The sequence below is a fragment of the Citrobacter sp. KTE151 genome (assembly GCF_000398845.1).
GTDB lineage: Bacteria > Pseudomonadota > Gammaproteobacteria > Enterobacterales > Enterobacteriaceae > Citrobacter > Citrobacter braakii.
This window is the reverse complement of sequence record NZ_KB976069.1, coordinates 44391-71239: the sequence shown is the minus strand read 5'-3', so window position 1 is coordinate 71239 and position 26849 is coordinate 44391. Positions and strand designations below refer to the sequence as shown.

Annotated in this window: 25 protein-coding genes; 9 read left to right on the top strand and 16 right to left on the bottom strand. The window is 53.4% G+C overall.

Going from position 1 to position 26849, the window contains the following annotated elements:
* Positions 1-87: 87 nt before the first annotated feature.
* From acs to actP, 3 genes are all read left to right on the top strand, one after another.
* A complete protein-coding gene (gene acs, locus WC7_RS00315) occupies positions 88-2046 on the top strand; it encodes an acetate--CoA ligase (protein WP_016155371.1) in 1959 nt (652 codons plus the stop codon).
* A gap of 236 nt (positions 2047-2282) precedes the next feature.
* A complete protein-coding gene (locus WC7_RS00320) occupies positions 2283-2597 on the top strand; it encodes a DUF485 domain-containing protein (RefSeq protein WP_016155370.1) in 315 nt (104 codons plus the stop codon).
* Positions 2594-4243, top strand: a complete 1650-nt coding sequence (actP, locus tag WC7_RS00325) for a cation/acetate symporter ActP (protein WP_016155369.1) — start codon at positions 2594-2596, stop codon at positions 4241-4243. Before WC7_RS00320 ends, actP begins: the two co-directional genes overlap by 4 nt.
* A gap of 42 nt (positions 4244-4285) precedes the next feature.
* Here the strand turns inward: actP and WC7_RS00330 are convergent, their stop codons facing one another.
* Both WC7_RS00330 and WC7_RS00335 read right to left on the bottom strand, forming a co-directional pair.
* The gene (locus tag WC7_RS00330) at positions 4286-4975 is read right to left on the bottom strand and encodes an LrgB family protein (RefSeq protein ID WP_016155368.1); all 690 of its coding nucleotides are present in this window, start codon (positions 4973-4975) and stop codon (positions 4286-4288) included.
* Complete coding sequence (locus WC7_RS00335; RefSeq protein ID WP_016155367.1) at positions 4968-5378, bottom strand: CidA/LrgA family protein; 411 nt, start codon at positions 5376-5378, stop codon at positions 4968-4970. The genes WC7_RS00330 and WC7_RS00335 overlap by 8 nt, the downstream gene beginning before the upstream one ends.
* A 101-nt stretch (positions 5379-5479) precedes the next feature.
* Between WC7_RS00335 and WC7_RS00340 the strand changes: the two genes are divergently transcribed.
* Positions 5480-6370: a LysR family transcriptional regulator gene (locus WC7_RS00340; RefSeq protein WP_016155366.1), complete on the top strand. Its 891-nt coding sequence runs from the start codon at positions 5480-5482 to the stop codon at positions 6368-6370.
* A gap of 84 nt (positions 6371-6454) precedes the next feature.
* Here the strand turns inward: WC7_RS00340 and WC7_RS00345 are convergent, their stop codons facing one another.
* From WC7_RS00345 to soxR, 3 genes are all read right to left on the bottom strand, one after another.
* Complete coding sequence (locus tag WC7_RS00345) at positions 6455-8101, bottom strand: Na+/H+ antiporter (protein WP_016155365.1); 1647 nt, start codon at positions 8099-8101, stop codon at positions 6455-6457.
* 157 nt (positions 8102-8258) lie between these two features.
* Positions 8259-9608 carry a guanine/hypoxanthine transporter GhxP gene (gene ghxP / locus WC7_RS00350; protein ID WP_016155364.1) on the bottom strand — a complete coding sequence of 450 codons (1350 nt, stop codon included), beginning with the start codon at positions 9606-9608 and terminating at the stop codon, positions 8259-8261.
* A gap of 604 nt (positions 9609-10212) precedes the next feature.
* Positions 10213-10671: a redox-sensitive transcriptional activator SoxR gene (gene soxR / locus WC7_RS00355; RefSeq protein ID WP_016155363.1), complete on the bottom strand. Its 459-nt coding sequence runs from the start codon at positions 10669-10671 to the stop codon at positions 10213-10215.
* 86 nt (positions 10672-10757) lie between these two features.
* Between soxR and soxS the strand changes: the two genes are divergently transcribed.
* Positions 10758-11081, top strand: coding sequence for a superoxide response transcriptional regulator SoxS (gene soxS / locus WC7_RS00360; RefSeq protein ID WP_016155362.1), 324 nt, complete (start codon positions 10758-10760; stop codon positions 11079-11081).
* Positions 11082-11083: 2 nt separating this feature from the next.
* On the opposite strand, the gene WC7_RS00365 is transcribed toward soxS, so the two are convergent.
* Entirely contained in the window at positions 11084-12670 is a 1587-nt protein-coding gene (locus WC7_RS00365; RefSeq protein WP_016155361.1) for an EAL domain-containing protein, read from the bottom strand.
* Positions 12671-13221: 551 nt separating this feature from the next.
* On the opposite strand from WC7_RS00365, the gene WC7_RS00370 reads away from it, so the two are divergent.
* Entirely contained in the window at positions 13222-13503 is a 282-nt protein-coding gene (locus WC7_RS00370) for a YjcB family protein (protein ID WP_016155360.1), read from the top strand.
* A gap of 66 nt (positions 13504-13569) precedes the next feature.
* Here WC7_RS00370 and ssb1 read toward each other — a convergent pair whose 3' ends face one another.
* Positions 13570-14097, bottom strand: a complete 528-nt coding sequence (gene ssb1, locus WC7_RS00375) for a single-stranded DNA-binding protein SSB1 (RefSeq protein ID WP_016155359.1) — start codon at positions 14095-14097, stop codon at positions 13570-13572.
* A 251-nt stretch (positions 14098-14348) separates the two neighbouring features.
* Between ssb1 and uvrA the strand changes: the two genes are divergently transcribed.
* Complete coding sequence (gene uvrA, locus WC7_RS00380; protein WP_016155358.1) at positions 14349-17171, top strand: excinuclease ABC subunit UvrA; 2823 nt, start codon at positions 14349-14351, stop codon at positions 17169-17171.
* 94 nt (positions 17172-17265) lie between these two features.
* On the opposite strand, the gene WC7_RS00385 is transcribed toward uvrA, so the two are convergent.
* The 5 genes from WC7_RS00385 to dnaB form a co-directional block, all read right to left on the bottom strand.
* Positions 17266-17622 (bottom strand): MmcQ/YjbR family DNA-binding protein, encoded by a 357-nt coding sequence (locus WC7_RS00385; protein ID WP_016155357.1) that lies wholly within the window; start codon positions 17620-17622, stop codon positions 17266-17268.
* 126 nt (positions 17623-17748) lie between these two features.
* The gene (gene aphA, locus WC7_RS00390; protein ID WP_016155356.1) at positions 17749-18462 is read right to left on the bottom strand and encodes an acid phosphatase AphA; all 714 of its coding nucleotides are present in this window, start codon (positions 18460-18462) and stop codon (positions 17749-17751) included.
* A 249-nt stretch (positions 18463-18711) separates the two neighbouring features.
* Positions 18712-19905 (bottom strand): aromatic amino acid transaminase, encoded by a 1194-nt coding sequence (gene tyrB / locus WC7_RS00395; protein WP_016155355.1) that lies wholly within the window; start codon positions 19903-19905, stop codon positions 18712-18714.
* Positions 19906-20034: 129 nt separating this feature from the next.
* The gene (gene alr / locus WC7_RS00400; protein WP_016155354.1) at positions 20035-21114 is read right to left on the bottom strand and encodes an alanine racemase; all 1080 of its coding nucleotides are present in this window, start codon (positions 21112-21114) and stop codon (positions 20035-20037) included.
* Between the two features lie 47 nt (positions 21115-21161).
* Complete coding sequence (dnaB, locus tag WC7_RS00405; RefSeq protein WP_003826610.1) at positions 21162-22577, bottom strand: replicative DNA helicase; 1416 nt, start codon at positions 22575-22577, stop codon at positions 21162-21164.
* Positions 22578-22641: 64 nt separating this feature from the next.
* On the opposite strand from dnaB, the gene WC7_RS00410 reads away from it, so the two are divergent.
* Complete coding sequence (locus WC7_RS00410; RefSeq protein WP_016155353.1) at positions 22642-23625, top strand: quinone oxidoreductase; 984 nt, start codon at positions 22642-22644, stop codon at positions 23623-23625.
* 232 nt (positions 23626-23857) lie between these two features.
* Here the strand turns inward: WC7_RS00410 and pspG are convergent, their stop codons facing one another.
* The 3 genes from pspG to WC7_RS00425 form a co-directional block, all read right to left on the bottom strand.
* Positions 23858-24100 (bottom strand): envelope stress response protein PspG, encoded by a 243-nt coding sequence (gene pspG / locus WC7_RS00415; protein ID WP_016155352.1) that lies wholly within the window; start codon positions 24098-24100, stop codon positions 23858-23860.
* 133 nt (positions 24101-24233) lie between these two features.
* On the bottom strand, positions 24234-25232 hold the full coding sequence (dusA, locus tag WC7_RS00420) for a tRNA dihydrouridine(20/20a) synthase DusA (RefSeq protein WP_016155351.1): 999 nt from the start codon (positions 25230-25232) through the stop codon (positions 24234-24236).
* A 107-nt stretch (positions 25233-25339) separates the two neighbouring features.
* Complete coding sequence (locus WC7_RS00425) at positions 25340-25828, bottom strand: cupin domain-containing protein (protein WP_016155350.1); 489 nt, start codon at positions 25826-25828, stop codon at positions 25340-25342.
* A 115-nt stretch (positions 25829-25943) separates the two neighbouring features.
* Here WC7_RS00425 and zur point away from each other — a divergent pair, with 115 nt between their 5' ends.
* Complete coding sequence (gene zur, locus WC7_RS00430; RefSeq protein WP_003031709.1) at positions 25944-26462, top strand: zinc uptake transcriptional repressor Zur; 519 nt, start codon at positions 25944-25946, stop codon at positions 26460-26462.
* Positions 26463-26510: 48 nt separating this feature from the next.
* On the opposite strand, the gene WC7_RS00435 is transcribed toward zur, so the two are convergent.
* Positions 26511-26720, bottom strand: a complete 210-nt coding sequence (locus WC7_RS00435) for a CsbD family protein (protein WP_019077869.1) — start codon at positions 26718-26720, stop codon at positions 26511-26513.
* Between the last annotated feature and the right edge of the window lie 129 nt (positions 26721-26849).

The window sequence follows — 26849 nt, the reverse complement described above, 5'->3', positions numbered from 1 at the left end:
GCGCAAATACTAAACAAAACTCTCAAAGCCCCTACATTTAACGTTTATGAGACATATTATTAACATCCTACAAGGAGAACAAAAGCCATGAGCCAAATACATAAACACGCTATTCCCGCAAACATTGCGGATCGTTGCCTGATAAACCCGGAGCAGTACGAAGAGAAATACCAGCAATCCGTTAACGAACCCGACACATTTTGGGGCGAGCAGGGAAAGATACTTGATTGGATCAAGCCATACAGCCAGGTGAAGAACACCTCCTTCGCACCGGGCAACGTGTCGATTAAATGGTACGAAGACGGCACCCTGAACCTGGCCGCAAACTGCCTTGACCGCCATTTACAGGCAAATGGCGATCGCACCGCCATCATCTGGGAAGGCGATGACGCCACCCAAAGCAAAAACATTACTTATCGCGAACTGCATCGCGATGTTTGCCGTTTCGCCAATACGCTACTGGATTTAGGCATTAAAAAAGGCGACGTGGTGGCCATTTATATGCCGATGGTGCCGGAAGCGGCGGTTGCTATGCTGGCTTGCGCCCGCATTGGCGCGGTGCATTCGGTCATCTTCGGTGGTTTCTCACCGGAGGCCGTCGCCGGGCGTATCATCGACTCCAATTCACGTCTGGTGATCACCGCCGACGAAGGCGTGCGCGCCGGCCGCGCTATCCCGCTGAAAAAGAACGTCGATGATGCGCTGAAAAACCCGAACGTCAAAACCGTGGAACATGTGGTCGTCCTCAAACGTACCGGTGGAAAAACGGAATGGCAGGAAGGCCGTGACCTGTGGTGGTCCGATCTTATCGAGAAAGCCAGCCCGGAACATCAGCCGGAAGAAATGAACGCGGAAGATCCGCTGTTTATCCTCTATACCTCCGGTTCAACCGGCAAGCCAAAAGGCGTACTGCATACCACCGGCGGATATCTGGTCTACGCCGCAACCACCTTTAAGTACGTGTTTGACTACCATCAGGGCGATATTTATTGGTGTACCGCTGACGTGGGTTGGGTAACCGGGCACAGCTACCTGCTGTATGGTCCGCTGGCCTGCGGCGCAACCACGCTGATGTTCGAAGGCGTGCCAAACTGGCCAACCCCGGCGCGTATGTCGCAGGTTGTGGACAAGCACCAGGTCAATATTCTGTATACCGCGCCGACCGCCATCCGCGCCCTGATGGCAGAAGGTGATAAAGCGATTGAAGGCACTGACCGCTCCTCGCTGCGTATCCTGGGTTCCGTTGGCGAGCCAATTAACCCGGAAGCATGGGAGTGGTACTGGAAGAAGATCGGCAACGAAAAATGCCCGGTCGTCGATACCTGGTGGCAGACCGAAACCGGTGGATTCATGATCACCCCGCTGCCGGGCGCCACCGAGCTGAAAGCGGGTTCCGCAACCCGTCCGTTCTTTGGCGTACAGCCTGCGATTGTCGATAACGAGGGTAATCCGCTGGAAGGCGCGACCGAAGGCAACCTGGTGATTACCGACTCGTGGCCGGGCCAGGCGAGAACGCTGTTTGGCGATCACGAACGCTTTGAGCAGACCTACTTTTCTACCTTCAAGAATATGTACTTCAGCGGCGACGGCGCGCGTCGTGACGAAGATGGCTATTACTGGATCACCGGTCGTGTGGACGATGTGCTGAACGTCTCTGGCCACCGTCTGGGAACGGCAGAAATCGAATCGGCGCTGGTGTCGCATCCGAAGATTGCCGAGGCCGCGGTGGTGGGTATTCCGCATAATATTAAAGGCCAGGCGATCTACGCCTACGTCACGCTGAATCACGGCGAAGAGCCATCACCGGAGCTGTACGCCGAGGTGCGCAACTGGGTACGTAAAGAAATTGGTCCGCTGGCAACGCCAGACGTGCTGCACTGGACCGACTCACTGCCGAAAACCCGCTCCGGCAAAATCATGCGCCGTATTCTGCGTAAAATCGCGGCGGGCGATACCAGCAATCTGGGCGATACCTCGACCCTCGCCGATCCTGGCGTGGTAGAGAAACTGCTCGAAGAGAAGCAGGCCATCGCGATGCCATCATAACCACAACCGTGAAATGCCCGATGGTGCGCGGCTTATCGGGCCTACAAATCCTACCCCTACCCCTCCCCTGACCGGGAGGGAAAATATAATAACCCACCCCAAAGGATTTCGCGTTGCAGGAAGGCGGCAAGCGAGCGCATCCCCAGGAGCATAGTTCACTATGTGACTGAGGTGGGCGAGTGCGGCCAACACACTTGCAACGTGAAAGACGAAGGGGGCCTCTGGAGAACTCTGTGATGAATGACTCTATTTATCAGCGGATAGAAGACAGTGCGCGTTTCAGGGAGTTAGTTGAAAAAAGGCAACGGTTTGCCACCATTCTGTCCATCATCATGCTGGCAGTTTACATCAGCTTTATTTTACTGATTGCCTTTGCGCCTGGCTGGCTGGGTACGCCGCTACACGCGGGAACCAGCGTCACCCGGGGTATTCCGATTGGGGTCGGTGTGATCCTCATCTCCTTCATCCTGACCGGGATCTATATCTGGCGGGCAAACGGTGAATTCGACCGCCTGAACAATGCGGTTCTGCACGAGGTTAAAGCATCATGAAGAGAGTCCTGACGGCGCTTGCCGCCACGCTGCCCTTCGCCGCAAACGCGGCGGATGCTATTAGCGGTGCAGTCCAACGCCAGCCAACCAACTGGCAGGCGATTGTCATGTTCCTGATTTTCGTCATCTTTACGCTCGGTATTACTTACTGGGCGTCTAAGCGCGTACGTTCGCGTAATGACTACTACACCGCCGGCGGTAACATCACTGGTTTCCAGAACGGGCTGGCGATTGCGGGCGACTATATGTCGGCGGCATCGTTCCTCGGGATTTCCGCGCTGGTGTTTACCTCCGGTTATGACGGGCTGATCTATTCACTCGGCTTCCTGGTCGGCTGGCCAATTATCCTGTTCCTGATTGCTGAGCGTCTGCGTAACCTGGGTCGTTACACCTTTGCAGATGTTGCTTCTTATCGTCTGAAGCAAGGACCAATCCGTATTCTGTCGGCCTGTGGTTCTCTGGTGGTGGTAGCGCTGTATCTGATCGCCCAGATGGTCGGCGCAGGTAAGCTGATTGAGCTGCTGTTTGGTCTGAACTATCACATCGCCGTCGTACTGGTTGGCGTGCTGATGATGATGTACGTCCTGTTTGGCGGCATGCTGGCGACCACCTGGGTACAGATCATCAAAGCCGTTCTGCTGCTGTTCGGCGCCAGCTTTATGGCCTTTATGGTGATGAAGCACGTCGGCTTTAGCTTCAACAACCTGTTCACCGAAGCAATGGCGGTACACCCGAAAGGTTCAGCCATTATGAGCCCGGGCGGACTGGTAAAAGATCCGATCTCCGCCCTGTCGTTAGGTCTCGGCCTAATGTTTGGTACGGCAGGCTTGCCGCACATCCTGATGCGCTTCTTCACGGTCAGCGATGCCCGCGAAGCGCGTAAGAGCGTGTTCTATGCCACCGGTTTTATGGGTTATTTCTACATCCTGACCTTTATCATCGGCTTTGGTGCGATCATGCTGGTGGGCGCTAATCCGGCGTATAAAGACGCTGCTGGCGCGCTGATCGGCGGTAACAACATGGCGGCGGTTCACCTGGCGAATGCGGTGGGCGGTAACCTGTTCCTGGGCTTCATCTCAGCCGTGGCGTTTGCCACCATCCTGGCGGTGGTTGCAGGCCTGACGCTGGCGGGCGCATCGGCCGTTTCTCACGACCTGTACGCCAACGTGTTCCGTAAAGGCGCAACCGAACGTGAAGAACTGAAGGTGTCGAAAATCACCGTACTGGTGCTGGGCGTGATTGCCATCCTGCTCGGCGTGCTGTTTGAGAACCAGAATATCGCCTTCATGGTAGGTCTGGCGTTTGCTATCGCAGCCAGCTGCAACTTCCCGATCATTCTGCTCTCCATGTACTGGTCAAGACTGACCACGCGTGGCGCGATGTTGGGCGGCTGGTTAGGTCTGCTGACGGCGGTGGTGCTGATGGTGCTTGGCCCGACGATTTGGGTCCAGATCCTTGGTCACGAAAAAGCCATTTTCCCGTATGAATATCCGGCGCTGTTCTCCATCAGCGTAGCGTTCCTCGGGATCTGGTTCTTCTCTGCTACCGATAACTCAGAAGAAGGTAATCGCGAACGCGAGCAGTTCCGTGCCCAGTTCATCCGTTCCCAGACCGGGTACGGCGTAGAACAAGGTCGCGCGCACTAACCACTCCTCCTCTTCCCCGGTCTTAACGACCGGGGCATTTTTTCAGAACATCACCATCGCGACCAGCGGCGCTACCAGCACCATCACCACGCCGGAAAGCATCATCACCAGGCTGGCGACTACGCCCTCCTGCTGGCCGAGCTCATAAGAGCGCGCCGTGCCCGCACCATGCGATGCTGCGCCAAATCCTGCGCCTTTCGCCATCCCTTCCCGAATAGAAAGCCGTAAAAACAGTACATCGCCAACTGCCATACCGAATACACCTGTCACTACCACGAACAATGCCACCAGGTCTGGTTGCCCGCCCAACGGCTCTGCTGCCGCCAGCGCAAATGGCGTAGTGACGGAGCGCACCGCCAGGCTACGCTGGATTTCATCAGGCAACATAAACAGACGCGCCAGCCACACGGAACTGGTAACGGCCACCAGCGTTGCCGTCACTACGCCCGCCGTCAGTGACATCCAGTGCCGCTTAATCACGGCAAGGTTGTCATAGACCGGAACGGCAAAGGCGATGGTCGCAGGGCCTAACAGCCACAGCAGCCAGTGCGATTCACCAATATAGTTTTGCCAGGAGATATGCCCAAAGACCAGCATCAGGACCAGCAGCGCCGGAGTGAACACTAACGGCATCAGCGGTAATTTACGAAAACGGCGATACAGGCGCTTGTTGGCAAAATAGATGCCCAGCGTAATCACCAGACACAGCACGCTTAGCTGGAAATTACTCACGGTTTAGCCTGCTCATTTCATAGCGATACACTTTATCCACGACCCACGCCGTTGCGCCAAGCACCATCAACGTACTTAGCGCAATGACGGCAAATATGCGCCAACCATCGACCAACAACAGCTGCGTATAGTTGACGACAGCCACCACCGCCGGAACAAAAAACAGCAACATTTCAGCCAGTAACCAGCGAGCGCCTGCGCGAATCCAGTTCAGCGGGATAACCCGGCAGACAATCAGCGCCAACATCAGCACCATCCCAACCAGGTTGGCAGGAAGCGGCAGATGCAGCCAGGAGACAAGATATTGAGCAAATACAAATAGACCTGCGTACAACAGAACCTGAACGGGGATCTGGAGTCGATGAATAACGGCAGGCGTCACGCGGCTTATCGCCACAGCCATGAGGGTATGTCCTTAAAAAGTAGAGAGCGCCAGTATAGAGAGCCCCCGTCCAGGACTGAAATGAATTAAACTCATTGCAGGCATAGTCTTAAGGAATAATCATGGATATCAGAACGCTGCGCTATTTTGTTGAGGTGGTTCGTCAGCAGAGCTTTACCCGCGCAGCGGAGAAGCTTTTTGTCACCCAGCCCACTATCAGCAAGATGTTGAAGAACCTTGAAGACGAGCTTAACTGCACGCTGTTAATCCGCGACGGTCGGCGACTGCTGTTAACCGACACCGGACAGGTTGTTTTCGAACGCGGCCTGGCGATCCTCGCCGAGTTTCGCCAGCTCGAAGCAGAACTCAGCGACATTAATCACCTCAACAAGGGAGTGCTGCGCCTCGGCATCCCGCCCATGGTCGGTATGTTGATGGCCGGGCCTATCAGCCTGTTTCGCCAGCGCTATCCCGGCGTGGAGCTGAAGGTGTCTGAATTTGGAGGCTTAACCGTCCAGCAGGCGGTGATGAACGGCGATCTGGATGTCGCGATGACCGCGCTGCCGGTTGAAGAAGAGAGCGGCCTGGCGACCTTACCGCTTTTTAGCCATCCGCTCTGTGTGCTGGTCCCCCGCTCCGGTCAGTGGACAACGTGTGAATCCATTTCCCCCGAGGCGTTAGCGGAGCATCCCCTGCTTATCTATAACGAAGATTTCGCGTTGAGCCGTCAGTTGCTTGAGCTGTTTAACCAGCACAACGTCAAACCCCGCATCGCGGTACGCAGTGGGCAGTGGGATTTTCTGGCGGCGATGGTGCAAGCCGGAGTCGGGATCGCCATTTTACCGGAGCCGATTTGCCAGCGATTGGATAAGCAGACGCTGCGCTGGATCCCTTTGGAGAGTGATTTACGCTGGCAGTTGGGCATGATTTGGCGCGAAGGTGTGTATCTGTCGCACAGCGCCCAGGCGTGGCTCAAATGCTGTGAAGGGTTCTGGCTAACGCAAGAGTCGTAACATGCCGGATGCGGCTTAACGCTTATCAGACCTACAATTGGATTCCGTAGGCCTGATAAGCGTAGCGCCATCAGGCACAACCGTTTATTCGTTCTCGATCAACAGCGCTTCCAGCAAATCCAGATCGTGCAGCAGTTTTTGCAGCGTCTCATTGCTGATTTCCCGCGTGGCGCGCAGGTGATAAAGTTCCGCGCGCTCGGAGCGCAGGGCCGCCAGACGGAAACGCCGCTCGAGGTTTTCTTCCTGCATCGAGCTTTCTGCGTCGTTGCGTCCGTCGACGCGTCGACGCAGGTTACCGATGACGCGTGAACTTACCTCGGTGAGCAACTGATTGTCGATGTTCTCTTCGGTGTCTGCGGCCAGACGCTCCTCCATTTTCTGGATGGCGACAATCGCCACTTCCGCCGTGGCAGCGCGGGCAATTCGTTCCTCTTTCTGCTGCTGCGAGTGGTCTGCCACTTCCAGGTGTTGCAGCAGAAGCGGCAGCATCACCACGCCAACAAACAGCGAGAACAGAATCACGCCCGCGGCAAGGAAGATCAGCTCATATCGCGCCGGGAAGCCGCTACCATCCGGTAACAGCAACGGAATAGAGAGCACACCGGCGAGGGTAATGGCCCCACGCACGCCCGCAAAGGAGGCGATCATGATTTCACGCGTCGTCCAGGAACCAAACTCCATCGGCTTTTTCTTCAGGAAGCGCAGGCTAAACTTCTTCATCGTCCACAGCCAGCCAAAACGTACCAGCATCAGCGCCACGTAAATCAGCACGATATCGGTAAACAGCATCCAGATTTCAACATTCGGATCGGCTTCTGCCGCCGCCAAAGAAGACTCCAGAATCCCCGGCAACTGCAGTCCTAACAGCAAGAAAACCATGCCGTTAAACACAAACTCCAGCATCGCCCAGGTGCTGTTAGCACGTAAACGCATCGCCAGCGGCGCCCGGCGCATTACCCCGGAACGGGTAATCGTCATCCCGGCTGCGACCGCCGCGAGGATGCCGGAAACACCGATGTGTTCCGCAATCAGGTAAGACGCAAACGGCAGCAGGAACAGCAGAACGATTTGCGTTGCCGGTTCATCACCACCCCAGCGGCTGAGAAAACGCAGGGAGCGCCCGTACAGCCAACTGACGACAAAACCGGCCAGGATACCGCCAATCGCTACCTTGAAGAATTCAAGCGTTGCGCCACCAACCGTAAACACCATCGTGCCCATCGCCACGGCGACGGCAAATTTCAGTGATACCAGACCGGAGGCGTCGTTCATCAACGCTTCACCCTGTAGGATACCCATGATTTTCTTCGGTATGCGTCCCTCCCCCACTATGCCGGAAAGGGCAACGGCATCGGTTGGCGACAGGACAGCGGCCAGCGCAAAGGCTGGGATGAGAGGGATCCCCGGCACCAGCCAGTAAATCATAAAGCCAATCCCGACCACCGTGACCAGAACCAGCGCCAGCGCAAGACCGAAGATCTCTCGCCCGTGCTCCAGAAACTCACGGGTTGGCGTCTTCCAGCCATCGGCGAAGAGCAGCGGCGGGATGAACAGAACCAGAAAAAGCTCAGGATCGAATTCCACATGCAAACCAAACGTCGGCCACGCCAGCAAGGCGCCGATGGCGATCTGCATAAGGGGTAAAGGGAGTTGGAATGGCAATACGCGAGTAAAAACCCCCGACAGCGAGACCACAAGGGTCATGATGAGTATGGTGAAAAAGATTTCCATGCGTTCCCTGTTTGCGATGTTTCTTATGATCAGTGATGAGAGGCGTCGTGCCTCAATTCTATCTACTTGAGAGTAACGCAAAAGACAACGAGAGTGTTGTGAAAATAAAAACGGGCGGCCAAAGCCACCCGTTTTCAGAATCTTCATCAAATGAGGATTAGATAGCCCAACCACCAGCGTAGAAGGCCACCAGCGCGATGGCGATGACCACTGTGCCGATGTTCAGTTTGCGCCATTCGCCAGAGACGATACGGCCAATCACTAGGGTAGCAAAGCCAATCATAATGCCGGTCACGATGTTACAGGTCAGCACGATAAATACGGCCGTTATCAGCCCCGCCATAGCGTCGACAAAGTCAGCAAAGTCGATTTTCGCTACGTTGCTCAACATCAGCAGGCCCACATACATCAGCGCAGGTGCCGTTGCATATACTGGTACAAGATAAGAGAGCGGAGAGAGGAACAGGATCAGCAGGAACAGTACGCCAACGGTGATCGCCGTCAGGCCGGTTTTGCCGCCTGCCGCCGTACCCGCTGCGGATTCAATATAAACCGCCGCCGGTGCAGCGCCCACCAGGCCAGAGAACACGCTGCTCAGGGAGTCGGTGGTCAGCGCTTTGCCGCCGTCAATAATCTGTCCGTCTTTATCCAGCAGATTCGCCTGTCCGGCTACCGCACGGATGGTTCCGGTCGCATCGAAGACAGCGGTCATGACCAGCGCCAGCACGCTCGGCAGTACGATCGGGTTTAGTGCGCCCATAATATCCAGGCTACCGATCAGCGAGTTACCGTTTTCGTCGCTCAGAGACGGCATGGCAAAAATACCGGAGAAATGTACGGCCGGGTCGAAAATCAGACCCACTACGGAAATACCGATAATAGTCAGCAGGATGCCGCCCGGTACTTTCAGTTTTTCGAGGCCAATAATCACCGCCAGACCTACCAGCGACATAATCACCGGGAAGGTATCGAAATCGCCCAGCGCAACCGGCAGGCCGTCCAGCGGGTTTTTAATAACCAGACCCACGCCGTTTGCCGCAATCAGCAGCAGGAACAGGCCGATACCAATCCCCGTACCGTGCGCAACACCCTGCGGTAGATTGCGCAGGATCCAGCTACGAATACCGGTCGCGGAAATGATGGTAAACAGGACACCCATCAGGAACACCGCACCCAGCGCAACAGGCACGCTGATATGTTGTCCCAGTACCAGGCTGAATGCGGTAAACGCCGTCAAAGAAATGGCGCAACCAATCGCCAGCGGCAGGTTTGCCCACAGGCCCATCACAATAGAACCGACGCCCGCAACCAGACAGGTTGCCACAAATACAGCGGCAGGCGGGAATCCGGCTTTACCCAGCATCCCCGGAACCACGATAACGGAGTAGACCATGGCCAGGAACGTCGTTAATCCGGCAACGACTTCCTGACGAACGGTACTGCCGCGGAGCGAAATTTTAAACCAGGCGTCGAGTGAACCGCCGGTACGCGCTGAAGGCGTAGACATAGAAAACATCCCCTGAGAGTTTATTTTTTCGTCATTATGCGTGCTGGACAATCCACTGCCTGCTAAACGTTTTCTCCATGTGCCAGGTTTGCGTCAATAGGGGTGTCGCAAAAAAGCAAACGTTTAGCTCCGCGCATAAAAAACGGGTGGTAAAAAAAAGCAAACGATTATCCAGCGATCATACGCTGGTTTTCAACTGAACTTTGCCGCTTTTTACTCATTTCTTCTTATAACGCGCAATAAATAATCAGTCGATGCGCAAACGTTATCGTCAATGCGCAGTCTGGCAACAAATTTTGCGGAGTTATTACAACATCGGTGTGCCTTTTTCACGCAAACTTGCGCAAGAAAACCGGTGAAGATGCGGAAAATTTTTTGGCTAAAAAATCTCCATTTCACTGGTAAATGGAGAGAGGTGGCTTACAATTACATTATCAACACAGACCGGAACCTCACCTAATGTGCTCGACTGAGGGGTGTTGATGTCGGGGGAAACCCTCCCGTGAACCAGCGGGATAGAGTGAAAGACAAAGACCGGAACCAAACTAAAGCGCCCTCTGTGGCGCTTTAGTTTTATATCCGTCCATCCATCAGATATTTCACATCAATCATCTTCCAGCAGACGCGCCCCGGTCCCCTTCTCGCCAAGCTGATCGCCTGGGTTACGCAACGGGCAATCGCTGCGCGACAAACAACCGCAACCAATACACCCATCCAGTTCATCGCGTAGCGCCACTAAAGTATGAATGCGTCGATCCAGCTCTTCACGCCATTGCGAAGAGAGCTGCTTCCACTCTTTAGCACTGAGCGAATGTCCTTCAGGTAATACGCCGAGCGCGTCACCGATCGTTGCCAACGGGATCCCGATGCGTTGAGCAATCTTGATAATCGCCACATAACGTAACACATCACGTCTGTATCGGCGCTGATTGCCGCTGTTGCGCATACTGCTGATTAACCCTTTGCTTTCATAGAAATGCAGGGTTGATACCGCTACACCGCTACGCTTTGCGACTTCACCTGGCGTGAGCAGCGCTTTTATTCGGGGTAATTTCTTTTCCATAAATCGCTTTACCTCAAGTTAACTTGAGGAATTATACTCGCCCACAGACAAAACGACGAATCGAATACTGAAAAAGAGGCAGCCCTATGTCCCATCAGCAGATTATTCAGACCCTTATTGAATGGATTGACGACCATATCGATCAGCCGCTGAACATTGAGGCGGTGGCGAAAAAATCAGGTTACTCGAAGTGGTATTTACAGAGAATGTTCCGCACGGTGATGCGCCAGACGTTGGGTGACTATATCCGCCAGCGTCGACTCCTGCTGGCTGCTGTTGAACTGCGGACGACCGAGCGACCTATTTTCGATATCGCGATGGATCTTGGTTACGTATCACAACAAACCTTCTCACGCGTGTTTCGCCGCGAGTTTGATCGTACCCCCAGCGATTACCGCCACCGCCTGTAAGATTATTGCCCGCTCTGCGTCAGTATGGCGGGCGACCGTTGTATCCAGTGCATGAACTCCTGTGGCGGCAGCGCCTTCGCAAAATACCAGCCCTGACAATACTGTACGCCACGTTCGCGCAGCCACTCGATTTGCTCAACCGTCTCTACCCCTTCCGCAATCATCTTCAGGTGTAAGCTTTGCGCCATTTCGATGATATGTTCGGCAATCAGGTGACTGGTGCTGTTGGTGGACAACGTACTAATAAACGATTTATCGATCTTCAGGATATCGATATTCAACGCGGATAAATTGTGTAGATTGGAATATCCCGTCCCAAAATCATCAAACGCCACTTCATAACCCGCCTGACGAAACGCCTGGATTACCGCGGTCATTTTATCTACATCAATAAACCCGCGTTCCGTCACCTCGACTTTAATTTGCTGGGCCGCCACAGAGTACTCACGGTTTTTGTCGGTAATCAGGGCAATAAGTCGGGATGAATGAAAGTCAGAAGCAGAGAGGTTTATCGAGATATAAAGCTGAGGATGCGCCGAAAGAAAATATCCTAAATCGTTGAACACCTCTTCAATCACGTAATCCGTGATCCGCTCAATCATTCCCTCTTTTTCAGCCAGCGGAATAAACTCGGTTGGGCTCATTACTTCACCATCACAGCCCGGCCAGCGCAGCAGAGCCTCAGCCCCTACGCACTGACCGTTTTCGATATCAATGATCGGCTGGTAGTGCAGACACAGTTGACGTTTTTTGATTGCGCGTTTTAACAAGCGGCGGGGAGATAAGTATTCCTGACGCGTGCGCCACCACATTAACAGCATCAGGATGCTGCAGATAATCCCGAAAGGAATCGTTAACGCAGCCTCATGATAGAAAATCGAATGTATGCGTTTATCCGAGGTCGACACAATAATCGCAATCGGGCGTTTTTCTGAATGCACTTTGGTGTAGAAGCGATCGTCCAACTGGAAGGTTGAGGCTTCACCGTGCACCAACGGCAATAACTGCGCAATATGCGCCCCTTCGCTGGCAGAGAAAAAAGTACCCGTTACCGTGTCATACACGCCCCAGGACAGGTCCGGGTCATCTGACATAACTTCGCTGTAAGATAATGGGTTGATGACGACAACGTAGTTTCCACGTTGCATATACGTCATTCTGTAGCCAGCGAAAAAGGGGGTATCGCGATAGTAATAGATGGAGATGTCCGGCGTACGTTTATAGTCGGCAGTCGGCATAATATAGGCGACTGGCGGCGCCATCGACGTAGAGCACAAAAAATGATCGCCCTGCGCATAAATTAGCTCGCTGATATATAAACGACCACGAATAATATCTAGCATATTTTTCTGATGTGCCGGGGTACACATCTTACCTTGATACAACAGGGCCATATCTCGCGCTAAATCGGCTTGTTGGATCACCAATTCAGTTTTATTTAACACCAGTTGCGCAAAAGAGCGAAGTTGATTACGGGTTTCGGACATTGCCCGGATTTGAGCAAACCATAACGCCAGCACCACGGGGAGCAATACCACCATGAATGTTCCGAGGAACTTCAGTATCTTGCGTCGCGCACTGTGATTCATGTCAGCCCTGTTTCCCTGTTTCGTATATGCCAGAACCCATTAAGGCAAGATGCTATAAACACCGACTGATTAAGTTGCATGAATCTATCAGTATTAGCAACAGACTTCTCTATGTAAAAGTCTGATAATAGTTGATGATGATATTATTTTTCCGTAAGGCAAACTTAAAGTTATGCTTATTTCATAACGTTATTATCCCCAAGGAGTAATTTTTTATAAGCACTATCCTGGCTTTATTTAAGAAATTCATTAGATTTTTTTAACGATGAATTTAGGATAAATAAAACAGGCAACAAAAATACATCTTTAAGATTGATTATTTAGTATCATTGCTTCCTTAAATATAACCACATATTTAACATGGTTATCATCCTACAAAAAACACGCCCAACACTGGTGAACAAACGAGCATATGTGATATAGTTCACAAAAATCATGTAACAGAAACGATGTTTCATTCATGTTATTGCCCGTCGATAGCCAGAGTACTACACCCTCGGTGAACACCCCCGCGCTGTCCTGGGCATCCAGACTTTCTGAGGACGTTTTTCATGGCAACGATAACAACTGGCGTGGTTCTTCTGCGGTGGCAATTACTCAGTGCAGTGCTGATGTTTTTAGCCAGTACGCTCAATATCCGTTTTCGTAAATCAGATTATATTGGCCTGGCCGTCATTAGCAGCGGTTTAGGGCTGGTATTTGCCTGCTGGTTTGCGACCGGATTACTCGGCATAACCCTGGTGGATATGTCCGCAATCTGGAAGAACATTGAAACCGTAATGGTTGAAGTGATGAGTCATACACCGCCAGACTGGCCGATGGTGTTGAACTGATAACAGAATTGCATATGGCTACCTCAGTCCTGAGGTAGCCATAATTTTCAGCGAAAAGCAGAAGGATTAGAACGGAATATCGTCGTCGAAATCCATCGGCGGCTCATTAGACGGCGCTGCCGGAGCCGACTGCTGCTGCGGGCGAGACTGCGCGCCGCCGCTGAACTGATTGCCACCTTGCGGCTGCTGAGGCTGACCCCAACCACCCTGCTGCTGGCCGCCACCTGCCGGAGCCCCACCACCCTGACGACCGCCCAGCATTTGCATGGTGCCGCCAACGTTAACCACAACTTCAGTGGTGTACTTTTCTACGCCGGATTGATCGGTCCATTTGCGGGTACGCAGCTGACCTTCGATATAGACCTGGGAACCTTTACGCAGATATTCGCTGGCAACTTCCGCCAGTTTGCCGAACAGCACCACACGGTGCCATTCAGTCTGCTCTTTCATTTCGCCGGTCGCTTTATCACGCCAAGATTCGGAAGTAGCCAGCGTAATGTTGGCAACTGCGCCACCATTCGGCATATAGCGTACTTCCGGGTCCTGGCCCAGATTACCGACGAGAATCACCTTGTTTACGCCTCTGCTGGCCATGATCGTGTCTCCTGAAAAACGTTACTGAATAAGTGTAAGCGCGGGATTGTAGCATTTCCAATAGCGCTTTTACTACGTTGCGAGATCGATTCCAGTAAACAACCCCAGACAGACATTGTTGCACAGGCATCTGCGTTTTGCATTCCAATACTGTATATCCATTCAGGTTAGGTTGTGTCATAATTAACCGTTTGTGATCGCCGGTAGCACCATGCAGCCAGGCAAAAAAGCGTTTAATCCGGGAAAGATGAATGGATAAGATCGAAGTTCGGGGCGCCCGCACCCATAATCTCAAAAACATCAACCTCGTCATCCCGCGCGACAAGCTGATTGTCGTCACCGGGCTTTCGGGCTCAGGCAAATCTTCGCTCGCTTTCGACACCTTGTATGCCGAAGGGCAGCGTCGTTACGTTGAATCCCTTTCCGCGTACGCGCGTCAGTTTCTGTCGCTGATGGAAAAGCCGGATGTCGACCACATTGAGGGGCTGTCTCCCGCCATCTCAATTGAACAAAAATCGACATCCCACAACCCGCGATCCACGGTAGGTACGATTACCGAAATTCACGACTATCTGCGTCTGCTGTTTGCCCGCGTTGGCGAACCGCGCTGCCCGGATCACGACGTTCCCCTGGCGGCCCAGACCGTTAGCCAGATGGTGGACAACGTTCTGTCGCAGCCGGAAGGCAAACGTCTGATGCTGCTGGCGCCGGTGATTAAGGAACGTAAAGGCGAGCATACTAAAACGCTGGAAAACCTGGCAGGCCAGGGCTATATCCGCGCCCGTATCGACGGTGAAGTGTGCGACCTTTCCGATCCGCCCAAGCTTGAACTGCAAAAGAAACACACTATTGAAGTGGTGATTGACCGCTTTAAAGTACGCGACGATCTCACCCAGCGACTGGCAGAATCCTTTGAAACCGCGCTGGAACTGTCCGGTGGTACGGCGGTGGTCGCCGATATGGACGATCCGAAAGCGGAAGAGTTGCTGTTCTCCGCCAACTTCGCCTGCCCGATCTGCGGCTACAGCATGCGCGAGCTGGAACCACGCCTGTTCTCGTTCAATAACCCAGCGGGTGCATGCCCGACCTGTGACGGTCTCGGCGTGCAGCAGTATTTCGATCCTGACCGGGTGATCCAAAATCCGGAACTGTCGCTGGCCGGTGGTGCTATCCGCGGCTGGGATCGCCGTAACTTCTATTACTTCCAGATGCTTAAGTCACTGGCAGAACACTATAAATTCGACGTCGAAGCCCCATGGGCCAGCCTGAACCCTGCCGTGCATAAAGTGGTGCTGTACGGTTCCGGTAAAGAGAATATCGAATTTAAATACATGAACGATCGCGGCGATACGTCCGTACGCCGCCATCCGTTCGAAGGCGTATTGCACAATATGGAGCGCCGTTATAAAGAGACGGAATCCAGCGCGGTACGTGAAGAATTAGCCAAGTTCATTAGCAACCGACCTTGCGCCAGCTGTGAGGGGACGCGTTTACGCCGGGAAGCCCGCCACGTATTTGTCGAAAATACGCCGCTGCCCGCGATTTCCGACATGAGCATCGGTCACGCCATGGATTTCTTCAACAACCTGAAGCTTGCGGGTCAGCGAGCGAAGATTGCAGAGAAAATTCTCAAAGAGATTGGCGATCGTCTGAAGTTCCTGGTCAACGTCGGCCTCAACTATCTGACGCTGTCGCGTTCAGCAGAAACGCTCTCCGGCGGCGAAGCCCAGCGTATTCGTCTGGCAAGCCAGATCGGCGCAGGTCTGGTCGGCGTAATGTACGTGCTGGATGAACCGTCTATCGGTCTGCATCAGCGCGATAACGAGCGTCTGTTGGGTACGCTTATCCACCTGCGTAATCTGGGCAATACCGTCATTGTGGTTGAGCACGATGAAGACGCGATTCGCGCCGCTGACCACGTTATCGACATCGGCCCCGGCGCGGGCGTTCACGGCGGCCAGGTGGTTGCCGAAGGTACGCTAAAAGATATCATGGCCGTGCCTGAGTCGCTGACCGGCCAGTACATGAGCGGTAAGCGCAAGATTGAAGTGCCGAAACAGCGCGTGGCGGCAGACCCGGAAAAAGTGTTGAAGCTGACCGGCGCGCGCGGTAACAACCTGAAAGATGTCACCCTGACGCTGCCGGTTGGTTTATTTACCTGCATTACCGGTGTTTCCGGTTCGGGTAAATCGACGCTAATTAACGACACGCTGTTCCCGATTGCGCAGACGGCGCTGAACGGCGCCACGCTGGCTGAACCCGCGCCATATCGTGATGTTCAGGGCCTGGAACATTTCGACAAAGTGATCGACATTGACCAAAGCCCGATTGGCCGTACGCCGCGCTCTAACCCGGCAACCTACACCGGCGTGTTTACGCCAGTGCGCGAACTGTTTGCCGGCGTGCCGGAGTCGCGTGCGCGCGGTTATACTCCGGGTCGTTTCAGCTTTAACGTCCGCGGCGGACGCTGTGAAGCTTGTCAGGGCGACGGCGTGATCAAAGTCGAAATGCACTTCCTGCCGGATATCTACGTGCCGTGCGATCAGTGTAAAGGCAAGCGCTATAACCGCGAAACTCTGGAGATTAAATACAAGGGCAAGACTATCCACGAAGTGCTGGATATGACGATTGAAGAAGCGCGTGAGTTCTTCGATGCCGTTCCGGCGCTGGCGCGTAAGCTGCAAACGCTGATGGACGTGGGTCTGACGTACATTCGACTGGGTCAGTCCGCCACCACGCTCTCGGGCGGTGAAGCGCAGCGCGTGAAGCTGGCGCGTGAACTGTCCAAACGCGGTACCGGTCAAACGCTGTATATTCTCGATGAACCGACCACCGGTCTGCATTTTGCGGATATTCAGCAACTGCTGGACGTGCTGCATCAACTCCGGGATCAGGGCAACACCATCGTAGTGATTGAGCACAATCTGGACGTGATAAAAACCGCTGACTGGATTGTCGATCTCGGTCCGGAAGGCGGCAGCGGCGGCGGGGAAATTCTGGTTTCAGGCACACCAGAAACGGTCGCTGAGTGTGAAGCCTCACACACGGCCCGTTTCCTCAAACCACTGTTGTAATCATGCCGATGGCGCTACGCTTATCAGGCCTACAAAATATGCATCATTGCTTGTAGGCCAGATAAGGCGCTGGCGCCTCATTGCGGAAAACAGATCAGGACTGCGCCAGTATCCGGCGTTTATCTTCCGGCAGCGTGTTTACGGCCTGCTGATAAGAGGCGTCTACCAGGTAGTAGATTTGCGAATCCGGCAGCGAGCCGTCCAGATACACCGTACTCCAGTGCGCCTTATTGAGATGCCGACTTGGCCGTACATCGCTATGCTGCTGACGTAACAACTCTGCCAGTTCCGGGCTGGTTTTCAGTGACACCGCCGGGCGTTCTTCCACCTCTTTTACCATGGCAAAAAGCACATCTTCGACTTTGATTTGTGTGGCCTTCCAGTCACTGTGTACGCTCTGCTCGGCGCCCATTTTTGCCATGCAGTATTGCAGCAACTCCGAATTCGTCATCTTAATTCCCCTTACCAGCATATTGCCTAATGAGAACATCTTTTATTCAGTGTGCAGCAAGTCCGCAAAAGGTAAAAGCAGGTAACGCAAATTTGTTTAAAAAAACAACAACCGCAAGCAACGTCCTCAATACTCCGAGTTGACGATCACCTCTTCACCAAACGCGCCGGCCTGTGGCAACGGTTTATAAGTGGAGTTAGAAGCGCGTAAAATACGAATACCGCGAATACCCACATCTCGGGCGGCGGTAATGTCATTATCAGAGTCGCCGTAGAACATGCGGATATTTTTATCCAGCAGCCACTGCGTTTTCGTATTCTGACCCGGCTTATCACCGGCAAAAATGACCGGGTTCATATTGCCGGCCGGGATGTGAAAGTTATCGGACAGCGTTTTCGACACCGTTTCGGTCTTCGTCTGGCTACGCCCGGTTACGAAAAAGATGCTGTCACCGCGACGCACGTGCATATCAATCAACTGACGCGCCACTTCTTTCGGAATGCTGAATTCGTCCCAGCCATTGTTCATTTTTTCCCAGAAGGCCGGATTTTTCAGGTAATCCTCACTGTCCGGAGAATACGTTTTTTTTCCGCGCCAGAAGCCTGGGCTGGAAAAGAGGACGGTGTCATCGATATCAAACCCGACGGCCATCGGCGGGCGTCCGGTCAGGCTGTTTTCAATTTGTGCCACGGAGACCCAGTGAATGGGTGCCTGCTCAGCGAGTTTTGCAACGTTGGTGCCTGGATTAAGCTGAGAGGGAGAGGAAACTAACGCCTGGGCCGGCTGATTTAGCGTGAACAATAAACAAACGGCACTCAGTGCCAACGTAAACTTGCGCATATTTTTCCCTAAGTAGTCAGTTAGTTATCATTTTTTTATTAACAACTGGTCAAAAAACTATCTGACCTTACCCCTTAGGGGGAGGGAAAGGAAGGATTTTCTCTGGTTTTGTCCTGGAAAAAGAGCATGATCACATTGGAAAACAGACCAATAGCACGGTGAAAGAAAGTAGGCCGGATAAGGTGATTACACCGCCATCCGGCAATACAATGCCTGATGGCGCGACGCTTATCAGGCCTAAAAACCCGGTTACATGACGGCGGCAAATGCCTTCGCCACGCGTTGCACGTTACCGTGATTCAACCCGGCCACGCACATACGACCGCTGGCTATCAGGTACACACCGAACTCATCGCGCAGGCGATCGACCTGAGCAGCGCTGAGCCCGGTATAGCTAAACATCCCGCGCTGTTGCAGCAGGTAATCAAAGTTACGACCAGGGATCTCCGCATTCAATACGTTAACCAGCGCCTGGCGCATCGCCAGAATACGGGTACGCATCTCTTCGACTTCCGCCAGCCAGCTGGCTTTCAGCGCGTCATCACCCAACACTGCGGCCACGACCTGCGCACCAAAGTTTGGCGGGCTGGAATAGTTACGACGCACCGTCGCTTTTAGCTGCCCCAGGACGCGGCTGGCGGCATCAGCGTCTTCACAGACCACTGAAAGTCCGCCGACACGTTCGCCGTACAAAGAGAAAATCTTCGAGAATGAGTTGCTGACCAGTGCAGGCAATCCGGCGCTGGCAATGGCGCGGATCGCATAGGCATCGTCTTCCATTCCACCGCCGAAACCCTGGTAAGCAATATCCAGGAACGGGATCAGATCGCGAGCTTTCAGGATCTCAATGACACCATCCCATTGCGCGGGGGTTAAATCCGCACCCGTCGGGTTATGGCAGCACGGATGCAGCAGTACGATGCTGCGCGCTGGTAAGGTGTTCAGCGTGGCCAGCAGGTCGTTGAAACGCACGCCATTGGTGGTGTCGTCATACCAGGGGTAAGTACTTACTTCGAATCCAGCACCTTCAAAAATCGCGATGTGGTTTTCCCAGGTCGGATCGCTGACCCACACGCCAGAATCAGGGAAATAGCGTTTCAGGAAGTCTGCGCCAACCTTTAGCGCACCGGAGCCGCCCAGCGTCTGAATCGTTGCGACGCGCTGCTGCTGGAGAACCGGATGCTCTGCGCCAAACAGCAGCGGCGCAATAGTATGGCGATAAGTGTTCAGACCTTCCATCGGCAGATACAGCGAAGCGCCATGCGGTTTGGCATTCAGTCGGGCTTCCGCTTCTGCCACCGCTTTAAGCTGAGGAATAATGCCGTCTTCGTTGTAGTACAGACCGATGCTGAGGTTCACTTTGTCGCTACGTGAATCTTCTTTGAAACGCTCCATGAGCGATAAAATCGGGTCGCCGGCGTAGGCGTCAACTTTTTGAAACACGTGTGGTTCTCCAGGTTTACAGGCAGGGGTTAAGAACACAATAAACCGGAAGCGGGAGAAGATCGAGAGGATGTTGAGAGGAATATTGCCGGATGGCGGCGTAACCGCCTTATCCGGCACATCATGAACTTAATCGATATACTTCATTGCCACCCTTGAGGTCAGGCGCGTGATAAGTTCGTAAGCACTTACTTTCGTCATTTCAGCAATGCGTTCAACGGGCAGGCCTTCACCCCACAGGATAACCGAATCGCCGGCTTTATCCTGCGCCTCGGGACCTAAATCGACGCAAATCATATCCATCGCGACGCGACCGACGATCGGCACTTCACGGCCATTGACCAGTACCGGTGTCCCAGACGGCGCTGCGCGCGGATAACCATCACCATAGCCCATCGCCACCACGCCCAGACGCGTGTCGCGCTCGCTCAGCCAGGTTCCACCATAGCCAACCGGCTCTCCCGCTTTGTGTTCACGCACCGCAATCAGGCTGGAAGTGAGCGACATCACCGGCTGGCAGCCAAAATCGGCACCGATAGAGTGGTTTTCCAACGGCGATACGCCATACAGAATCAGCCCCGGACGCGCCCAGTCGAAGTGAGACTGCGGCCACAGCAGAATACCACCCGACGCGGCGATCGAACGCTGACCCGGTTTACCTGCGCAAAAGCTATTGAAGATATCGAGCTGCTTTTCGGTCGCGCCGCACTCAGGCTCGTCCGCGCGCGCAAAGTGGCTGACGATATTGACCGGCTGGCGCACGTTTTCGCATTGCGTCAAGCGCTGATAAAACGCCTCGGCCTGCTCCGGACGCACGCCCAGGCGGTGCATTCCCGTGTCGAGCTTCATCCAGACGGTGACCGGTTCAGCCAGTACCGCGGCTTCCAGAGCTTCAAGCTGCTCCTGGTTGTGGACGGCAGTATGCAGACGCTGCGCGGAGATAGTCGGCAGATCGGAAGCATCAAAAAATCCTTCCAGCAGCAGGATGGGCTGCGTGATCCCTCCCGCTCGCAACCGCAGGGCTTCTTCAAGACGAGCGACACCAAAAGCGTCCGCATCGGGGAGCGTTCGCGCGGTCTCTAACAGACCATGGCCGTAAGCGTTCGCTTTCACGACCGCAACCAGTTTACTGGCTGGAGCCAGTTCACGCAGACGTTGCAGGTTGTGTCGCAGAGCGCGGCGGTTAATGACTACAGTTGCCGCTTGCATTTGTATTCCTTGATAAGTATTTGCTTGAGTAACCTGATTCAGTGTTGTTATTCGTCGTCGTACTGCGGGCCAGCATAGTTATCGAAGCGCGACCACTGACCGTTAAACGTCAGGCGCACCGTACCGATCGGGCCGTTACGCTGTTTACCGATAATGATCTCGGCGATGCCTTTCAAGTCGCTGTTTTCGTGATAAACCTCATCACGATAGATAAACATGATTAAGTCGGCATCCTGCTCGATGGAGCCGGACTCACGCAGATCCGAGTTGACCGGACGCTTATCGGCGCGTTGTTCCAGAGAGCGGTTAAGCTGCGACAGCGCCACCACCGGCACATGCAGTTCTTTCGCTAACGCTTTCAGCGAGCGGGAAATTTCAGCAATTTCCAGCGTACGGTTGTCGGAGAGCGACGGCACGCGCATCAGCTGCAGGTAGTCGATCATGATAAGTCCGATACCACCGTGTTCGCGGGCGATACGACGGGCACGTGAGCGCACTTCCGTTGGCGTCAGGCCGGAGGAGTCATCAATATAGATGTTTCGTTTCTCCAGCAAAATACCCATTGTTCCGGAAATTCGCGCCCAGTCTTCATCATCCAGTTGACCGGTACGGATTTTGGTTTGGTCTACACGTGAGAGTGAGGCCAGGGAACGCATCATGATCTGTTCTGAGGGCATTTCAAGACTAAAGATAAGAACCGGCTTATCTTGCAGCATCGCCGCATTTTCGACGAGGTTCATTGCAAATGTCGTTTTACCCATCGACGGACGCGCGGCGACGATAATTAAGTCTGACGGCTGCAAACCAGCAGTCTTTTTATTGAGGTCGTCATAACCGGTGTTGACCCCGGTGACACCATCGTGGGGCTGCTGGAACAGCTGTTCGATACGCGCGACGGTAGCGTCGAGCACATCGGTAATATTTTTCGGACCTTCGTCTTTATTGGCGCGACTTTCAGCAATTTTAAAGACGCGGGATTCCGCGAGGTCCAGCAGATCTTCACTGGAACGGCCTTGCGGATCAAACCCGGCTTCCGCGATCTCGTTCGCCACCGAAATCATGTCACGAACAACGGCACGTTCGCGGACAATATCCGCATAGGCACTAATGTTCGCTGCACTTGGCGTATTTTTAGATAACTCAGCCAGGTAAGCAAAACCGCCGACGCTGTCCAGTTGCCCCTGAACTTCCAGCGATTCTGCAAGCGTGATCAGATCGATGGGTTTTCCCATCTCCTGCAGGCGATGCATTTCGGTGAAGATGTGCCGGTGCGGTCGGGTATAAAAATCTTCCGCCACCACACGCTCAGCCACATCGTCCCAGCGCTCGTTATCCAGCATTAAACCGCCCAACACCGACTGTTCCGCTTCAATCGAGTGCGGCGGTACTTTCAGCCCGGCGACCTGGGGATCGCGCTCACGAGCATCAGTCTGTTGTTTGTTGAAGGGTTTATTTCCTGCCATAGTGAATGGAGTTACCGAGATAATGATTGGGTCGAAAGATTACCACATTTCTTTTGGAGGAAGCATGGCAACACGTATTGAATTTCACAAGCATGGTGGCCCTGATGTACTCAAGGCTGTGGAGTTTACGCCCGTAGACCCGGCGGAAAATGAAATCCAGGTCGAGAACAAAGCGATTGGGATCAACTATATCGACACCTATATCCGCAGTGGTCTTTATCCGCCGCCTTCTCTGCCCAGCGGTCTGGGTACCGAAGCCGCAGGCGTGGTCAGTAAAGTCGGTAGCAAAGTGACGCACATTAAAGCCGGCGATCGCGTGGTTTACGCGCAGTCTCCCCTGGGCGCCTATAGCTCAGTGCATAACGTCCCGGCTGATAAAACCGCTATTTTGCCCAACGCTATCTCGTTTGAACAAGCTGCCGCCTCATTTCTTAAAGGACTCACCGTTTTTTATCTGTTGCGTAAGACCTATGAAATTCAGCCCGATGAACCGTTTTTGTTTCATGCGGCTGCAGGCGGCGTCGGTATGATTGCCTGCCAGTGGGCAAAAGCATTGGGTGCGAAGCTGATTGGCACCGTCGGTAATGCGCAAAAAGCGCAAATTGCGCTGCAGGCCGGCGCATGGCAGGTCATTAACTATCGTGAAGAGATCATTGTAGAACGTGTAAAAGAGATCACTGGCGGTAAAAAAGTGCGGGTGGTGTATGACTCGGTGGGGAAAGATACCTGGGAAGCCTCACTGGATTGCCTGCAGCGCCGGGGGCTCATGGTCAGCTTTGGTAATGCTTCCGGACCGGTGACTGGCGTTAACTTAGGCATTCTGAATCAGAAAGGTTCGCTGTACGTGACTCGCCCTTCACTCCAGGGTTACATCACCAACCACCATGAATTAACCGAAGCCAGCAATGAGCTTTTCTCGCTGATTGCCAGCGGAGTGATCAAAGTGGATGTCGCACCGGGCCAAACGTTCGCACTGCACGACGCGCAGCGTGCTCATGAAGTGCTGGAAAGCCGGGCCACACAGGGGTCGAGTTTGTTGATCCCGTAACGCCCTCATTTCCGCTAAATAATTCAAGCCGCCAACAAACCTGCGGTTTGAATTATGAAGGGGGAAGAAAGAATTAGGGCTTCCCGTAGGAAGCCCTTTCTTTTTTTAGTTCGGCTGTATGTAGGGTACAGCTCGATGAATTCGTTAACCTGGCAATAGTGACAGATTTGATAATCAATTCCTATTTGCTTCTAAAGGCAATGTTGCAGGTTGTGACACACCGCTCAATACCTTAGTAAAATCGGCGGTTATTGCGCTGATACTGTGGGACTTTTGGCGCTTTTATCGCCTTGATAACCCACACCACGGCAACGGCTAATAACAGCCAGGGCAACAGTTTAATCATCAACGCAAATAGTCCGCCCAAAAACATCACCACAGTGGCTACCACCAATGCGGCCAGCACTCCCAGCAAAGATACGCCGGTGACCATCAGCATGATAAAAAATCCAATCACAAAAAGTAGTTCCAGCATGGCTCTCTCCCGAAATGAAATACTCTCCATAGCTTTACAAGAAACATGCCAAAATTAATATATTGATTTATAAAGCAAACGCCCCGCGACGAAGCGCAGGGCGTGGTGAAATTCACTAACTTTTGGCGAAAACTTAACGTTTGTCTGCCACCAGCTTCAGCGCATGTTCCAGAACCTCAATATCTGCCCCGGCTTTATGCGCATTTTCGCTCAGATAGCGACGCCACTGCCGTGCCCCTGGAATCCCCTGAAACAGTCCCAGCATATGGCGCGTGACATGCCCCAAATAGGTTCCTTTACTCAGTTCACGCTCAATATACGGATACATCGCACGCACTACGGCGACCGGATCGGCATCTTCGCTGGTGAAAGCAAAAATCTCGCGGTCAACGGACGCCAGAATGCCTGGGTTTTGATAAGCTTCGCGCCCCACCATCACGCCATCCATATGTTGCAGATGGATTTTCGCTTCTTCCAGCGATTTTATGCCACCGTTGATCGACATCGTCAGATGCGGAAAATCGCGCTTTAGCTGATAAACACGGTCATAATCCAGCGGTGGGATTTCGCGGTTTTCTTTCGGGCTTAGCCCGGACAGCCAGGCCTTGCGGGCGTGGATGATAAACATCTCACATTCACCGTTACCGGAGACCATGTTGATGAAATCGCACAGGAATTCGTAGCTGTCCTGGTCATCAATACCGATACGGGTTTTCACCGTTACCGGAATCGATACCACATCGCGCATCGCTTTGACGCAATCAGCGACCAGTTGCGCATTTCCCATCAGACAGGCACCAAACATTCCATTCTGTACACGATCGGAAGGGCAACCCACGTTGAGGTTAATTTCGTCATAGCCCCGTTGTTCAGCAAGCTTTGCGCACTGCGCCAGCGCAGCCGGATCGCTCCCGCCCAGTTGCAAAGCGACCGGATGTTCTTCTTCGCTATACGCCAGATAATCGCCTTTACCATGAATGATCGCGCCGGTGGTTACCATCTCCGTGTAGAGCAGCGTCTGGCTGGACAGTAAGCGCAAAAAGTAGCGGCAATGTCTGTCCGTCCAGTCGAGCATCGGCGCGATAGAAAAACGATGAGCGGGAAAAGCGGTAGACTGAGATTCAGGCAGCATGGCGAATATTCAAGCGTCCGGTTAAAAAAGGGGCGCTACTATAGCATAGACCGTTACGATAGTGAGCCACATCCTCGCGGTTCCCCCTCCCTGCTCCCCAACAAGCGCTATTTACGCCCCGGTTTTCCGTCGTGAGATCCAAAAAACTGCGGCGGATGGTCGACCCAACGGTCCTCACGCGTGGCGGCATAAACCGGATTAAGCGGATAATAAATACGATTGTATTTTTTGTTCGCCTCACCCACGACCAGCAGACGTACCTCTTCACTGGTGTTATTGATAAAGGTGTGACACACGCCGGTGCCCGCCGGGAAACCGACGCTGTCGCCCGGTTCCAGCTTCCATAAATAACCGTTAATCCAGGCTTCAGGATATCCCTCCAGCACATAGATAAACTCTTCCTCATCGCTTTCAGCGTGCGGATACGAGGTGCGTCGGCCCGGCGGCAGGCGCTCATGATGAATGCCGAGTCGCCCTAACCCCAGCTTGCGGGCAAGCGGCGCACCTATGGAAAACAGCTCATCGCTGTCGGGATAGGTGGAGTCATCAGCCCCCTCAACTTCACGCCAGTGACGAATACAATCGGGTCTTTTCATGATTATTTTCCAGTATTGCGATGGGTCAGGTATAGCACACCGCGGTGGATCTCGGTGTTTTAAACAGAACATGTTAAAGTAAGGGATTAACCTTGCACGCAAATCGAGGCGCCAAATGGACAAAACCACCACGCAGGAGTTATTGGCTCAAGCTGAAAAACTCTGTGCGCAACGCAACGTACGGCTTACCCCACAACGCCTCGAAGTGCTGCGCCTGATGAGCCTGCAGGAAGGCGCAATCAGCGCTTACGACCTACTTGACCTGTTACGGGAAACCGAGCCGCAGGCCAAGCCGCCGACCGTGTATCGTGCGCTCGATTTTCTGCTGGAACAAGGGTTTGTGCACAAGGTGGAATCCACCAACAGCTATGTGCTTTGCCATCTGTTCGATCAGCCAACTCACAGTTCCGCAATGTTCATTTGCGACCGCTGTGGTGTGGTAAAAGAAGAGTGCGCGGAAGGCGTGGAAGACATCATGCATACGCTGGCAGCCAAAATGGGCTTTGCCCTGCGACATAACGTTATTGAAGCCCATGGACTGTGCCCGGCCTGTGTGGAGGTTGAGTCATGTCGTCACCCTGGCGAATGCCAGCATGACCATACGATTCAGGTGAAGAAGAAAGTTGGGCGTTAAGCGGGTGGGAGAGCGTACATCCTTGTACTCTCAGGAGGGAAGGGTTAATTACCAGCGGTAATCATTACGTTTTTCCCAATCGGTCACTTCTTTCTCCGCCTGATCTTTCGCGTAACCGTAACGCTCCTGGACTTTACCGACCAGTTGGTCACGTTTACCTTCAATGACCGTCATATCATCATCGGTCAGTTTGCCCCATTGCTCTTTCACTTTACCTTTAAACTGCTTCCAGTTACCGCCGACTTCGTCTTTATTCATCATCAAGTCCTCATCGTTAGGTTGTGAATAGCGAGAGTGCCATGTCCAGACACATGCTGTTTTTGCTGGACGTGAGAATAAGTGTAGTCAGGGATTCTGGGTTTTATTTACTATTCGGAATTTTTAACC

Coding starts and splice junctions, on each gene's coding strand:
- acs (WP_016155371.1), top strand. CDS start 88: ATGAGCCAAATACATAAACACGCTATTCCCGCAAACATTGCGGATCGT.
- WC7_RS00320 (WP_016155370.1), top strand. CDS start 2,283: ATGAATGACTCTATTTATCAGCGGATAGAAGACAGTGCGCGTTTCAGG.
- actP (WP_016155369.1), top strand. CDS start 2,594: ATGAAGAGAGTCCTGACGGCGCTTGCCGCCACGCTGCCCTTCGCCGCA.
- WC7_RS00335 (WP_016155367.1), bottom strand. CDS start 5,378: ATGGCTGTGGCGATAAGCCGCGTGACGCCTGCCGTTATTCATCGACTC.
- WC7_RS00340 (WP_016155366.1), top strand. CDS start 5,480: ATGGATATCAGAACGCTGCGCTATTTTGTTGAGGTGGTTCGTCAGCAG.
- WC7_RS00345 (WP_016155365.1), bottom strand. CDS start 8,101: ATGGAAATCTTTTTCACCATACTCATCATGACCCTTGTGGTCTCGCTG.
- ghxP (WP_016155364.1), bottom strand. CDS start 9,608: ATGTCTACGCCTTCAGCGCGTACCGGCGGTTCACTCGACGCCTGGTTT.
- soxR (WP_016155363.1), bottom strand. CDS start 10,671: ATGGAAAAGAAATTACCCCGAATAAAAGCGCTGCTCACGCCAGGTGAA.
- soxS (WP_016155362.1), top strand. CDS start 10,758: ATGTCCCATCAGCAGATTATTCAGACCCTTATTGAATGGATTGACGAC.
- WC7_RS00365 (WP_016155361.1), bottom strand. CDS start 12,670: ATGAATCACAGTGCGCGACGCAAGATACTGAAGTTCCTCGGAACATTC.
- WC7_RS00370 (WP_016155360.1), top strand. CDS start 13,222: ATGGCAACGATAACAACTGGCGTGGTTCTTCTGCGGTGGCAATTACTC.
- ssb1 (WP_016155359.1), bottom strand. CDS start 14,097: ATGGCCAGCAGAGGCGTAAACAAGGTGATTCTCGTCGGTAATCTGGGC.
- uvrA (WP_016155358.1), top strand. CDS start 14,349: ATGGATAAGATCGAAGTTCGGGGCGCCCGCACCCATAATCTCAAAAAC.
- WC7_RS00385 (WP_016155357.1), bottom strand. CDS start 17,622: ATGACGAATTCGGAGTTGCTGCAATACTGCATGGCAAAAATGGGCGCC.
- aphA (WP_016155356.1), bottom strand. CDS start 18,462: ATGCGCAAGTTTACGTTGGCACTGAGTGCCGTTTGTTTATTGTTCACG.
- alr (WP_016155354.1), bottom strand. CDS start 21,114: ATGCAAGCGGCAACTGTAGTCATTAACCGCCGCGCTCTGCGACACAAC.
- dnaB (WP_003826610.1), bottom strand. CDS start 22,577: ATGGCAGGAAATAAACCCTTCAACAAACAACAGACTGATGCTCGTGAG.
- WC7_RS00410 (WP_016155353.1), top strand. CDS start 22,642: ATGGCAACACGTATTGAATTTCACAAGCATGGTGGCCCTGATGTACTC.
- pspG (WP_016155352.1), bottom strand. CDS start 24,100: ATGCTGGAACTACTTTTTGTGATTGGATTTTTTATCATGCTGATGGTC.
- dusA (WP_016155351.1), bottom strand. CDS start 25,232: ATGCTGCCTGAATCTCAGTCTACCGCTTTTCCCGCTCATCGTTTTTCT.
- WC7_RS00425 (WP_016155350.1), bottom strand. CDS start 25,828: ATGAAAAGACCCGATTGTATTCGTCACTGGCGTGAAGTTGAGGGGGCT.
- zur (WP_003031709.1), top strand. CDS start 25,944: ATGGACAAAACCACCACGCAGGAGTTATTGGCTCAAGCTGAAAAACTC.
- WC7_RS00435 (WP_019077869.1), bottom strand. CDS start 26,720: ATGAATAAAGACGAAGTCGGCGGTAACTGGAAGCAGTTTAAAGGTAAA.